The organism is Blautia sp. OM06-15AC (assembly GCF_003481425.1).
Taxonomy (GTDB): Bacteria; Bacillota; Clostridia; order Lachnospirales; family Lachnospiraceae; genus Fusicatenibacter; species Fusicatenibacter saccharivorans.
In genome coordinates, this window is record NZ_QULD01000008.1 from 1 (window position 1) to 13,640 (window position 13,640).

Consider the following 13,640-nt stretch of genomic DNA (forward strand, 5'->3'; position numbering starts at 1 on the left):
ATAAAGACCTTGGAGAGGGTCTCTAAAAACTACTACTATATAATACGAGGAGACATCAAAAGGATATGCACAAAATGAGAGCGGCTGTTCTGATTTTATTTCTTGCCTCATCGCTCGCGTTTGGCGGGTGCCTGATGCGGCAGCGAACCGGAAAAGACGGGAAAGGGCCAGAGATTTCGATGGATAACAGTGAAATTTCGGTCAGTATCCACGCGGATGAGGCGGAGCTTCTGTCCGGCGTGACGGCGTACGATGCGAAGGACGGCGATGTGACGGATTCGCTTGCGGTAGAACATATTTCCAACTTTATCGAAAAAGGGCGGCGGAAAATCAGCATCGTTGCCTTTGATTCGGACAACAATGTCACCCACGCGGAACGGGAAATGGTCTATAACGACTATACATCGCCGGTCTTTTCCCTGGATGGGCCGCTCCGGTTCAGTGTGAATGCAGATGACCTGACGGAAGGACTTTCCGCAGAGGACTGTCTGGACGGAACGATTACGGACCGCATCCGGCTCTCGTATCAGGATGAGATCAGCAGCACGCCCGGGCTGTATCAGGTAACGTATTCTGCTGCCAACCGTGCCGGGGATGTGACGAGTCTTCCGGTGACGGTGGAACTCTACGATCCGGCCGAGGAGAGCGGAAAGCCGCAGATTACTTTAAGCGAGTATCTGATCCATCTGGAACTGCAGCAGGCGTTTGATCCGAAGGATTATCTGGAGCAGGTGAATGTGGATCAGATGATGTATGAAAAAGGAGAGGACGATGAACTTCACGCGGTTTCCGCGGAAGACAAGATCCTTGGGGAAGAAAAACTTTCCATAGAGAATCCGGTTGACACCGGAAAGGAAGGTGTCTATGAAGTAACGTATACTGTGACATCGGAGGAGGGACAGACAAGCTCCATCCGCCTGATTGTCTGCGTCAATGAATGAGGAGGTTCCAGATGGGAGAATACGACAGAACAGGAAACGGACAGAACGGCGAAGCAGACTGGGATCTTCGGAGCATTCTGTGTGATATGGCAAAAAACTGGTGGATCATCCTTCTGATTGCCTGTTCGGCGGCGATGATAACCTACACGGTGCTGACGGCAGTCCATCGGGATCAGTACACGGTGAAAACCACGTTTGCCGTGATGGGGCGCGGCGAGAATGCAAATGCAGCATCGAGCCTTTCTTCGACGTATGAGATGACGCAGAAATTTCAGGCGATTCTGGAAAACAATATTTTAAAGAAAAAAGTGATGGAGGAGCTGGGATGCTCATCCTTTCCGGCGGACATGAGCGCTTCAATTGTGCCGGAATCCAATTTAATGGAGCTTTCCGTGACAGCCGATTCGCCGGAAACAGCCTTTCGGGTACTGCGGTCGGTGCTGAAGAATTACACAACCATTTCAGATTATATTATTCCCAATGTAGTATTGGAGACACTGCAGCAGCCGCAGGTTTCCGGCAGTCCGTCGAACCGGATTCCGACGGAAAAGTACGCTGCAATGGCATTTCTGGCGGCAGCGCTTGGTACGGCGGCGCTGGTGGGCTTCTTTTCCTTTCTGCGGGATACCGTCAAAAATGAAACGGAATTTGGCCGCAAGATTGATGCGGATCTGCTGGGAACCGTGTACCATGAAAAAAAGAGGAAAAACAGCTCCATGCTGATCACGAATCCGGCGCGGAGCTTTCCCTATGTGGAATCCCTGAAGCGCATTGCTTCCCGTGTGCGCGGAAGACTCGACCGGAGAGGGGGAAAAGTGCTGCTGGTGACCAGTGTGGCGGAAAATGAAGGAAAGTCGACGCTTGCCGCCAATCTGGCGCTTGCCCTTTCAGAGGAACAGAACCGTGTCCTTCTGCTGGACTGTGATTTTCGTCAGCCGGCGCTGTATAAGATTTTTGAACTTCCGCAAAAGGCCGGAAAAGATTTCGGACAGGTAGCAGTCGGAAAGGAGTCGGCGTCCAGCGTTTTTGAAAAATACAAGGACACGAATGTTTACATGGGCATCTGCCGGGAACGGCTGGAGGAACCGTCGGAAGCAGTCGGTGGTGAAATTTTCCGGCGGATTCTGGATACGTGCCGGACAAACATGGATTATATTATTCTGGATACGCCGCCGATGGGCGCGGCCGCGGATGCGGAGGAGCTTGTGGAGCTGGCTGATGGTGCGGTTCTTGCCGTTCGGCAGGACGGCGTGCTGACACGGGACATCAACGATGCCATCGACGCGCTGAACCAGAAAGAAGAAAAGGTCATCGGCTGTGTGTTCGGCAATGTTTATCCGGGATTCGGCGAGCGGATCGGAGGCAGCTATGGTTACGGTTACGGATACGGCGCCTATAGCAGGGCAGAACGATGAGAGGGAGCAAAAGAGCATGAACAGAGAAACGTATGAAACCTATTCCGCAGCGGAACCAGAGAAAATAGATCTGATCGCCTTTCTGGCGGAGTATTTCCAGGCGTTCCAGAAATTTTTCTTTGGTGTGCTGGCACTTGTAATCCTTGCAGGAGGCGGCTCCTTTCTGACGGCAAAGCTGCGGTATCAGCCGGTCTATGAGGCATATACATCGTTCGTGGTCGGATCGAACCGTGCGGTCGGTTATTCTTATTACGATAATGTAACGGCAGAGCAGCTTGGAAAGACCTTTCCGTATCTTGTGACAAGCGGCGTACTGAAGGATGTTGTAGCGCGGGATCTTGGAATCGGGGCGGTGACATCAGAAATTCAGGCGAGCGTGATGGAAAATACCAATCTTTTTACTATCCGTGTGCAGGACGCGTCACCGGAGACGGCGTATCGGGTGATGAAATCCGTTATCACGAATTATCCGGAGGTGGCAGAGTATATCATTGGTGCGACGACACTGACGGTGGTGGATGAAAGCGGTGTTCCGGCAGTGCCGGTTAACAGCCAGGATGCGTTGCGGGCCGGCACGTATGGTGCAGCAGCAGGACTTGCAGCGGCCTTCCTGCTGCTGTTCCTCTATGTGAGAACAAGAAAAACCATCCATTGGGCGGATGATATTAAGAAGCTGACGAATGCGGCATTCCTTGGAAATCTGCCGCAGGCGAAGATCAAAAAAAGAAGCAGCGTAAAGGAACAGACCATTACCATCTGCAATCCAAAAGTGCCGGATGCCTTCAAAGAGGCGGTGCAGCTGATCCGGACAAGGATGGAGGACAGAATAATCGGAAAAAGTGACTGTCCGGTCCTTCTTGTGACGAGTGCCGTGCCGGGGGAGGGAAAGACGACGGTTGCCGTGAACCTGGCGGAGGCGTTCGCGAAGAAGAAATACCGTGTAGTACTGCTGGACGGAGATCTGCGGAATCCTTCGGTGATGAAGTGTATGGGACTGATCGGACGGAAAGAGCGTGGAATTGCTGCCGTGCTGAAGGGACAGATGGATTGGGAGGAGGCACTTACCGACTGCCGGGATCTGACGCTGAAAATCCTGCCGGGAGCGGGAAGCACGCAGAATCCTGCAGGGCTGCTGCGCTCGGTACGGATGAAGACCATGATCGAAAGCCTGAAAGAAGAGGCCGATCTTCTGATCATCGACACGCCGCCGTGCGGAGTGCTTTCGGATGCGGCACTGTTCGGCGGAATTGCCGACGGAGCAGTTCTCGTGGTACATCAGGGAACAACGAAAGACCGGGAAGTCCGGCGCGCGCTGGAATTTTTCGAGGATTCGCAGATTCCGGTCTGCGGCTATGTGCTGAACGGCGTGCAGGAGGGCACGACGGGCTACGGATACAGCAGCTATGGCAGCTACGGGTATGGAAAATATGGTTACGGTTACGGAAAGTACGGCTATGGGAAAGAGAAGGAACGCCGGAACAGTGACCGGACAGCAAGGGAGCAGGGAGGAAAAGCATGAGGGAGAAGAAAAAAGGAGTTTATCAAAAGTATCTAAAAAATCTGTTGGACCGTCTGCTGGCGCTTGTGGGAACGGCAGCATTATCGTGGCTGCTGCTGGGAGTCGGCATTGCAGTCCGCCTGGATTCTCCGGGACCGGTGCTGTTCCGGCAGAAGCGGGTGGGCCGGAACGGGCAGTATTTTTACATATACAAGTTCCGCACGATGCGTATCGACACGCCGCATGATATGCCGACACATCTGCTGAACCATCCCGATTTCTTTATCACAAGAGTCGGACGCTTTCTCAGGAAAACATCCCTCGATGAGCTGCCGCAGCTCTTCAATATTTTAAAAGGCGACATGGCGCTCGTCGGTCCGCGTCCGGCGCTCTGGAATCAGGAGAATCTGATCTCTGAGCGGGAGCGGTACGGCGCAAACAGCGTCCGTCCGGGCCTCACCGGCTGGGCACAGATCCATGGGCGGGATGAACTTCCGATCCGGGAGAAAGCGGAACTGGACGGATATTATGTGCATCACATTGCATTAGGAATGGATCTCGAATGCCTCTGTAAGACAGCCGGCGCGGTACTGCGGCAGGATGGAATTCATGAGGGAATGATGGAAAACAGATGGCAGTAAATGGGGAAGAGAGAAGAAAAAAGTAAAAGCAGAGTGGATGCTGTCGAAAACGAAAGAAAATTACTGGAAAATAATGAGAAAAGTAATTGCATATTAATGGGAAGATGATATAATTTATAAAATAAATAATGAAATAAGTAATTAAATGATGCGAGATATTACATGAAACGGGAAAGAGCAATGAAAAAACGACTTCTGATTGTAACAAACCATTCGTATATGTTCTGGCAGTTTCGAAGAGAACTGGCGGAAGCATTGCAGAAAGAGTATGAAGTGATTCTGGCGATGCCATTTGTCGGGCATGAAGAAGATTTCCAGAACATTGGAATCCAGTGCATTCCAATATCCATGAACCGCCGTGGGGTGAATCCATTTACGGAAGCAAAGCTGCTATGGGATTATGAGCGTCTGCTGAAAAAAGTGAAACCAGATCTTATACTCACCTATTCCATAAAACCGAATATCTACATAGGCCTGCTCAGCGGCCAAAAGCAAATTCCGTATTATGCCAATGTACAGGGGTTGGGAACAGCATTTCAAAAACCAGTCTTAACTGGGCTTGTTACAATTTTATATCGAAAAGCGTTCCAAAAAGTGAAATACGTCTTTTTTGAAAACAAAGAAAATGCCAGTGAATTTTGTAAAAGAAAAATCATATCCGCCGATCGCCAGATCGTCCTGGCCGGGGCAGGAATTAATCTGGAAAGATACAAAATGCAGCCTTATCCGAAGCACACACGAATCCATTTCCTGTATCTTGGACGAATTATGAAAGAAAAAGGAATCGACGAACTGTTTTATGCTGTCCGGCATCTGAAAAAAGAAAACGAAAACTTTGTCCTTGATCTGGTTGGTTTTTTTGAAGATGAATACAAAGAGCAGGTAAAAGAACTGGAAAAACACAGAATCGCCCATTTCTACGGCTTTCAGTCGGATCCACGTCCGTTTTACATAGAAGCAGACTGCGTAGTGCTCCCCAGTTACCATGAGGGAATGAGTAATGTCCTTTTAGAAGCCGCCGCCACAGGCCGCCCAGTCATCACAAGCAATATTCCGGGGTGCAGGGAGAGCGTAGAAAATGGGAAAAGCGGTCTGCTGGTTGAGGTAAAAAATAAAGAGATGCTGTATGACGCAATGAAAGAGATGCTGCATTGCAGCAGAGAAGAACGAGAGCAGATGGGACAGGCGGGGAGAGAGAAGATGGAGAGAGAGTTTCGGAAAGAAGTTGTGGTGGAGAAAACAGTGCAGAGTCTGCGAGAGGATGAAAAAAGAGACTTTTAGTAAAACAAAAGGAGAGATGTGAAAGATGTCCATAACGAACTATTGGTTTCAATTAATTTGGATTTTGACAGCAGGGATAATTCTGACAAGATTTCTGTCGAAAAAGCAGGAGATCGTTATGGGAAGGATCGAAGAAAGATGGCAGATGGCACCGGCGGTGCTGCTGGTGATTCCGTACATAATAGCAGCAGCATTACGATCTGATAATTTTGGAGACACCTATGCATACCGGAGAGCTTTCAGCGAAGCACCGAATAGGCTAGCTGAGCTCCCATTCTATCTTCAGGGAATAAAAAAAGATAAAGGTTTTTCCGTTTTCATGGTGGTTTTCAAAAGCTTTATTGGAAATTCATCTGTTTGTTTTTTTCTGATCATAGCTGCAATACAAATGTTATGCATGGCATTTATCTACCGGAAATATAGTGAAAACTATTGGATGAGTATATTTATTTTTGTTGCAGGAACGGATTACATGTCCTGGTGTCAGAATGGTATTCGCCAGTTTTTGGCAATTGCAATTATTATGGCGGGATTTCCATTGCTTCTGAAAAGAAAATATGTACCACTGACAGTAATTATCCTGTTAGGGGCAACGTTCCATGCGTCAGCGCTTCTTATGGTACCGATTATCTTTATTGTGCAGGGGAAAGCATGGAATAAAAAGAGTGTGCTGTGTATTTTAGGATGCATTTTAATACTGATATTTGTAAACAGGTTTACAGATGGGATGAACGATGCGCTGTCAAATACACAGTATTCTAATATGGTAACGGACTGGAAAGAGTGGGAGGATAATGGAACCAATCCAATCAGAGTATTCGTCTATTCTATTCCTATGATTTTTTCTGTGGTTGGACGCAGGCAGATCAAAGAAGCGGATAACCCGGTAGTTAACATTATGACAAACTTCTCAATCCTAACAAGTGGAATTGCAGTTGTATCGATGAAAACTTCCGGTATATTCATAGGACGGCTGATTTCTTATGGATCTGTGTATTCTGCGTCCATTTTGCTTCCCTGGGAAATGGAAAATATTTTTACAGAGAATTCGGCGAAAATTATAAAAAGTGCTGCTGTTTTGGGATATATTGGATTCTTTTATTATCAGATGCATTTTATATGGGGGCTTATATGAAAAATCCAGAGATCAGTGTAATTATGGGAATGTATAACTGTGCGGATACGCTGTCAGAAGCAATTGAGTCGATTTTAAACCAGACAATGAAAGAATGGGAGTTGATTATGTGCGATGATGGATCATCCGATGCAACGTACGAAGTGGCAGAGCTTTATAGGAAAAGATATCCGGAAAAAATGATCTTACTGAGAAACAGAGAAAACAGGGGACTTAATTATACCTTGAACCGATGTCTGAAAGCGGCCAAAGGAAAGTACATTGCAAGAATGGATGGGGATGATATCTGTCTGCCGGAACGATTTGCGGCTGAATATGAAACATTGGAAACAGAGAAAACAATTTCAATCGTAAGCACAGATATGGGATATTTTGATCAAACAGGAATATGGGGAAAGATAAGTCATCCGGAATATCCAAAGAAAAAGGATTTTCTGTATGGATCTCCGTTTTGCCATGCACCATGTATGGTAAGAAAAGAAGCATACGATGCAGTGGCTGGATACACAGAGAAAAAAAGTATTTTACGGGTAGAAGATTATCATTTATGGATAAAAATGTATGAGGCGGGATACAGAGGTAAAAATATTCCAAAACAGCTTTATCTCATGCGGGATGACAGAGCAGCATATAAGAGAAGAAAGCTTCGATACAGAATAAATGAGGCCTACGTAAAAGGAATAGCGGTCCGAAAACTGGGGCTGCCGATAAGCGGATACCTATATACGATGCGGCCAATTCTTGTGGGAATTTTGCCAGAGAAAGTCTATGACTATTTTCATAAAAGAAAATTAGAAAGCAATGCAGGAATGATAACCAGTGAATAAAAGATGTGATAGAAAGGGATGGATACATGATACCGAAGAAAATACATTATTGTTGGTTTGGGAAAGGGAAGAAATCCCGATTAGCTTTAAAGTGCATAGAAAGCTGGCATCAGTATTGCCCGGACTATGAAATGATCGAATGGAATGAAGAAAATTTTGACATAGACATGAATGGATATACACGAATGTGCTATGCGGAAAAAAAGTATGCATATTTAAGCGATTATGTCAGACTTTGGGCGGTGGAAAAGTATGGAGGGATTTATTTGGATACAGACGTGGAAGTGATTCGGCCACTGGAAAAGCTATTGCAGGAAGATGCATATTTCGGATTTGAAAATAAGCGGTATGTAAATACGGGACTGGGATTTGGATCCGCTGCGCATGGAGCAGTGGTTCAGGCGATGCTGAAGGAATATGATGTGCTGTTGGATGGAAAGAATGGAGTAAGAATGTGTCCGGAACTGAATACAAAAGCATTGACAGCATTAGGCTTAAAACAGAATGGGCAGAAACAAAAAATATGGGAAGCGGCAGTGTATCCGGTGAATGTTTTGAATCCATATGACAGTGCAACGGGAAAGCTGGAAAAAACAGCAGATACGGTTTCTATTCACTGGTATGCGGCATCCTGGATGAACAAGACACAAAAATTACGAGGGAAGATAACAAGACCGATTCATAGGATTTGGGGAGTAGATGTATTTAAGAGGTTTCGAATATGAAGAGAACAATGTTAATTGTATCACATGCATTGGAATTGGGTGGTGCGGAAAGAAGTCTGATAGGATTTTTAGAAGCACTGGATGAAAGCAAATGGGAAATAGATCTTTTTTTGCTTCGTCAGGAAGGAGAATTAATGGATGCGATTCCGGATAAAGTTCATCTGCTTCCGCAAAAAGCTGCGTATACAGTTTTGGCGCACCCAATGAAGGCAACTTTAAAAGAGGGACATGTTTTATTAACAATGGCAAGGCTATATGGAAAAACAGCGGCGGTGATTTATGATCATAAGCATAATTACCGAGATAGTGATGTGAACTTAGAATATAGCCATAAATATACCAGCCCTTTTATGCCGCGAATACAACCCCAAAAGGAGTATGATCTGGCGGTAAGTTTTCTGACACCACATTATATTGTAACGAAGAAAGTAAATGCCAAGAAAAAGATCGCATGGATCCATACGGACTATTCCCAGGTGCAGATTGATATTTTATCCGAAACAAAAATGTGGAAGGCATATGATTATATCGCATCTATCTCAGAGGCAGTTACAAAAGAATTTTTGAAGAAATTTCCTACATTAAAAAATAGAATGATATTGATAAAAAATATTTTACCGGAACAGCTCATCAAAAGACAGGCAGAAAGTTTTTCGGTGGAAAAAGAAATGAATGCATCGGGGATAAAAATATTGTCAATTGGCAGGTTCTGCTATGCTAAAAATTTTGATAATGTGCCGGATATCTGTCGGCAAATCAGGCAGAATGGATTGGAAGTAACCTGGTATTTAATTGGTTTTGGAAAAAATGAAAAGCAAATCCGTAAAAGAATATGTGAGACAGGAATGAAACAATATGTAAAAATTCTGGGGAAAAAAGAGAATCCATATCCATATATCAGGGCGTGTGATGTTTATGTGCAGCCATCAAGATATGAGGGGAATTGTGTAGCTGTAAGGGAAGCTCAAATGCTTGGAAAACCGGTGATTATTACGGGATATCCAACAGCAGAAAGTCAGCTGAGAAACGGAATAGATGGAATCATAGTGCCGCTGGAAAACAGAGCGTGTGGAGAAAAAATCAGTGAAATATTACGGGAACCGAAGCGGCTTGAAAAGCTGGTGCAGGAGTGCAGGAAAAAGGATTATTCTAACAGGCAGGAAATCAACAAAATAGAGTGTATTTGCAGAGGATAGAAATGAGAATACGAATTATTACTTGCCATGATGTATATAATGCAGGCGCAAGCTTACAGGCATATGCATTAATGCAATATTTGAAAGACTGCGGTCATGAGGTGAAAATTATTGACTATAAGCCGGACTACCTAAGCAGGCATTATAGTCTGAAAGCGGTAAATAATCCAGAATATGACAGGGCAGGAATTCGAGAGATTTATTTGCTGGTGAAGATGCCAGGAAGAATAAAAAAATTATTCAGTAAAAGAAAATATAGATTTGATGCTTTCCGGAAAAATGCGTTAGAACTGACAGATACAACATATAGAACGTGTGAAGAACTAAAAAATATAGAAGAAGCAGACCTGTATCTGGCAGGGAGCGATCAGATATGGAATCCAATCTTTCCAAATGGAAAAGATCCTGCATTCTTTCTGCAATTTACGGAAAAGGGAAGAAGGGCATCGTATGCGGCGAGTTTTGCAGTTGATGCGTTAAAAGAAGAAGACCGACAGCGTATGAAGGAATGGCTTAAATCCTTTGATGCTGTTTCGGTCAGAGAGCAGACAGGAGCTGCATTGGTGAAGCAAATGGGACTTCAGTCTCAAAGAAATTGTGATCCCGTTTTTTTGCTGAAACAGTGTCAGTGGAAAAAAATATTGCCGGAAACAGAGACGAATAAAAAGTATGTGCTGCTTTATGATTTTGATAAAAACTGCGTGGCAGAGGAAATTGCGGAAAAAATTTCTAAAAAAACAAAAACAGAGATCTGGTCGGTTTTTAAAACAGAAATCTGTGACAAAGTATGTGCAGATATTGGGCCGTTGGAATTTGTAAATTTAATTTTAAATGCGGAAGCTGTAGTTTCTAATTCATTTCATGCAACAGTGTTTGCAATAATTTTCCATAAAGAATTTTTTGTGATCGAAAGAAAAGAACGTATCAATACGCGGGTGAATGATTTATTGAAAGTATTTGGAGTGGAGGACAGGAAGATGGATCATGTGAAAAAACTGCAGACAGCAAAAAAGATAAACTGGCAAAGGATCGAGTTCATCCTGCAGAAAGAGAGGAAAGAAGCAGAAGAATATTTAGCGAAAATAACAGGAGAAAAGAAAAATGAATAGGCCGATAATATCTGTTGTTATCCCCGTTTATAACGTCGAAGCCTACATAGAACGTTGTGTAAACAGCGTGCGGAATCAAACGGTAGAAAATATAGAAATCATATTGATTGATGATGGATCACCGGATCAGAGTCCGGTTTTATGCGATCAATATGCGGAAAAAGATAGAAGAGTGCGAGTGATTCATAAAAAAAATGGAGGACTTGCGTCTGCAAGAAACAGGGGAATAACAGTGGCAACTGGAAAATATATTTTCTTTTTGGACAGTGATGACTGGCTGGAAAAAGACGGTCTGCAGCAGCTCTATGAGCTGGCGCAGAAATATCAGGTAGATTTCGTCAGATATAGAGCATTTCGGACAGAATGGCCAGGGATGGAAAGAAATGTTCCATGTCGAGTGGAAACAGTAAGAGAAATGCAGGGAGGAATTTATGATAGAAAGAGAATTTTACAAGAAATATATCCAAGACTGCTGGCTACGAGGCAATTAACTTTGGGACCTGTTGTTGGGGCATGTGGAGCATTGTATAGAACGGATTTTTTGAAGAAAAATCAGATATTTTTTTTCGAAGAGATTAAGTTTAGTGAAGACATCCTTTTCAGTGCAAAAGTGATTTTATGTACACAAAAATTTTACTATAAAGAAGAAGCCGGAATTTATCATTACTGGTATAATCCAGATTCTATTTCGAAATCATTTCGAGAGGGAAGATGGGAATCGTGTAAGAAAATAATAGAACATGCAGAGATAGAATTCAGAAATAGAAAAGAGTATTGTTTTGAGCAGCAATTGAACTGGCTGACATGGTTTGTTATATTAGTTGGACTGAAGGAAAGAGGTAAAATGACAGACAGGAGTGAGAGAAAAGTGTATTGTAGGAAACTACTGAACGATCCTGTAGTGAGAAGATGTCCATTAAAAATACAGGAACTTGATGTGCCCGAAAAACAAAAAATATTGTTGTATATGATAAAGAAAAACTGGTGGTGGATATTCAGCCTGATTTAAAGGGAGGTTGAAAATGATTTTTAAAAGAATAGCGGCATGGATTGCTTATGAGATACGGGAAGAAAAGATTACACTTTCTTCACAGGATGCGAAGAGAATACTGATGGATGTTGCACCGCCCGTGTCGCCGGATGTATTTTCTGAAAACAGGAGCAGCGAGATTCGATATGATCTCACGATTATAGTGCCTGTATATAACTCGGAAAACTGGCTGAAGGAATGTATGGAGTCGATCGTCCTGCAAAAAACAAAATATTCCTTTCAGATAATTGCAATTGACGATGGATCGACGGATCGAAGCGGGCAAATTTTAAATCAATACATAAAAAATCCATGTGTAGAAGTTATTCGGCAGGAGAATAAAGGGTATTCGGGTGCAAGAAATGCAGGACTTGAAAGAGTAAAAAGCAAATACATTATGTTTGTTGATTCGGATGATGTTTTATTACCGAATGCAATAGAGTGTTTGCTGTCAAAAGCGTATCTGGAAGATGCGGATATTGTAGAGGGAAATGGCTATCGCTTTGATAAAAATGGTTTTCTTGGAATGATAAAAAAAGAACATTTGCCAAAAGAAAGAAATCAATATTGGGGAGGCCCCTGTTTAAAGGTGATGAAAGCAAAACTGTGGGAAGAATTGAAATTTCCGGAGGGCTATTGGTATGAGGATGCAATTATCGGAGCTGTGATTTTTCCAATGGCGAATAAAGTGGATTGTTTGTCTGATGTAGTGTATGCATATCGAATTCATGGAGAGAGTATTACACAGAGGCATGATGAAAATCCAAAAAGAGTAGATTCTTATTGGATTATGCTGTTAATGGCTGAGATTCAAAAGAAAATGGAGATTCCTTTTGACTACGAGAATTATCAAAGGGTAATGAGACAGATTGTATTTACCTGCCGGAGGATTGTTATGCTGCCGGAAAAAATAAAAAAGGCTGTATTTGCAGGGGAATGTGAATTTGTCTGTACTAATTTTAAAGAGTATTTGAAAAAAAAGGACAGATATTATTTTCTTGCAAAAGCAATTCTAAATAAAGATTATGCAAAATATTCTATTTATTGCCAGGAGTTTATATGATACCGAAAAAAATTCATTATTGTTGGTTTGGGGAAAACGAAAAACCATTGCTGGTAATTGAATGTATTAAGAGCTGGCAGAAATATTGTCCGGATTATGAAATTATGGAATGGAACAGCAAGAATTATGATGTTCATAAAAATAAATATATGGAGCAGGCGTATCAGGCAAAACGCTGGGGGTTTGTATCTGATTATGCCAGACTGGATATTATTTACCAGTATGGAGGAATCTATCTTGATACGGATGTCGAACTAATTCGATCACTGGATGATTTGTTAGAAACAGATGGCTATATCGGATTTGAGAAGAAAGTGGATGAAGAATGTGATGAGGTTTATGTGAATACGGGACAGGGGTTTGGCGCATCTGCTTTTCATCCGGTCGTGAAGGCGATGATGGATATTTATAAAGAGATTGATTTTGCTGAGCAGGAAAAAGAAAATTTAAAAACGTGTCCTTATTATAACACAGCGGCACTGGTAAAACTGGGAATGAAGAAAGAAAATGTGGAACAGGAAATTTGTAAGTTTCATATTTATCCAGCAGAGTATTTCTGCCCGATCAATTGGAAAAGTCATAAGTGTGAATTGACAGATAATACATATTCGATTCATCATTTTGAAGCATCATGGCTTACAGAAAAAGAAAAGAAAAAAAGAAAATATCTAAGAAATATGGACTGTATGATTCATCTGCCGAACAGAATATGCAGAAGTATTTTAGGAAAAGAGAGGTATGAGAGCATAAAGGAAAAAATAAAATGGAAAGGATAGCGT

At 43.2% G+C, this 13,640-nt stretch carries 13 protein-coding genes; all 13 read left to right on the plus strand.

Annotated elements, in window-relative coordinates; all coding sequences use genetic code 11:
- Positions 1–65 precede the first annotated feature (65 nt).
- Positions 66–941 (plus strand): DUF5011 domain-containing protein, encoded by an 876-nt coding sequence (locus DXB83_RS10980; protein WP_118640340.1) that lies wholly within the window; start codon positions 66–68, stop codon positions 939–941.
- A gap of 11 nt (positions 942–952) precedes the next feature.
- On the plus strand, positions 953–2,356 hold the full coding sequence (locus DXB83_RS10985) for a polysaccharide biosynthesis tyrosine autokinase (protein WP_158581106.1): 1,404 nt from the start codon (positions 953–955) through the stop codon (positions 2,354–2,356).
- Positions 2,357–2,372: 16 nt separating this feature from the next.
- Positions 2,373–3,875: a polysaccharide biosynthesis tyrosine autokinase gene (locus DXB83_RS10990; RefSeq protein WP_158581107.1), complete on the plus strand. Its 1,503-nt coding sequence runs from the start codon at positions 2,373–2,375 to the stop codon at positions 3,873–3,875.
- On the plus strand, positions 3,872–4,495 hold the full coding sequence (locus DXB83_RS10995) for a sugar transferase (protein ID WP_118640343.1): 624 nt from the start codon (positions 3,872–3,874) through the stop codon (positions 4,493–4,495). Before DXB83_RS10990 ends, DXB83_RS10995 begins: the two co-directional genes overlap by 4 nt.
- A gap of 162 nt (positions 4,496–4,657) precedes the next feature.
- Positions 4,658–5,776 carry a glycosyltransferase family 4 protein gene (locus DXB83_RS11000; protein WP_243108915.1) on the plus strand — a complete coding sequence of 373 codons (1,119 nt, stop codon included), beginning with the start codon at positions 4,658–4,660 and terminating at the stop codon, positions 5,774–5,776.
- Positions 5,777–5,894: 118 nt separating this feature from the next.
- Positions 5,895–6,911, plus strand: coding sequence for an EpsG family protein (locus DXB83_RS11005; RefSeq protein ID WP_158581108.1), 1,017 nt, complete (start codon positions 5,895–5,897; stop codon positions 6,909–6,911).
- The gene (locus DXB83_RS11010) at positions 6,908–7,738 is read left to right on the plus strand and encodes a glycosyltransferase family 2 protein (protein WP_118697625.1); all 831 of its coding nucleotides are present in this window, start codon (positions 6,908–6,910) and stop codon (positions 7,736–7,738) included. The genes DXB83_RS11005 and DXB83_RS11010 overlap by 4 nt, the downstream gene beginning before the upstream one ends.
- 26 nt (positions 7,739–7,764) lie before the next feature.
- Positions 7,765–8,463 carry a glycosyltransferase family 32 protein gene (locus DXB83_RS11015; RefSeq protein WP_173827143.1) on the plus strand — a complete coding sequence of 233 codons (699 nt, stop codon included), beginning with the start codon at positions 7,765–7,767 and terminating at the stop codon, positions 8,461–8,463.
- Positions 8,460–9,659, plus strand: coding sequence for a glycosyltransferase (locus DXB83_RS11020; RefSeq protein ID WP_118697627.1), 1,200 nt, complete (start codon positions 8,460–8,462; stop codon positions 9,657–9,659). The genes DXB83_RS11015 and DXB83_RS11020 overlap by 4 nt, the downstream gene beginning before the upstream one ends.
- 2 nt (positions 9,660–9,661) lie before the next feature.
- Entirely contained in the window at positions 9,662–10,768 is a 1,107-nt protein-coding gene (locus DXB83_RS11025; RefSeq protein ID WP_118697628.1) for a polysaccharide pyruvyl transferase family protein, read from the plus strand.
- A complete protein-coding gene (locus tag DXB83_RS11030; RefSeq protein ID WP_118697629.1) occupies positions 10,761–11,777 on the plus strand; it encodes a glycosyltransferase family 2 protein in 1,017 nt (338 codons plus the stop codon). The genes DXB83_RS11025 and DXB83_RS11030 overlap by 8 nt, the downstream gene beginning before the upstream one ends.
- A 13-nt stretch (positions 11,778–11,790) precedes the next feature.
- On the plus strand, positions 11,791–12,861 hold the full coding sequence (locus tag DXB83_RS11035) for a glycosyltransferase family 2 protein (protein ID WP_118697630.1): 1,071 nt from the start codon (positions 11,791–11,793) through the stop codon (positions 12,859–12,861).
- Entirely contained in the window at positions 12,858–13,637 is a 780-nt protein-coding gene (locus DXB83_RS11040) for a glycosyltransferase family 32 protein (RefSeq protein ID WP_117804743.1), read from the plus strand. Before DXB83_RS11035 ends, DXB83_RS11040 begins: the two co-directional genes overlap by 4 nt.
- Positions 13,638–13,640: the final 3 nt, after the last annotated feature.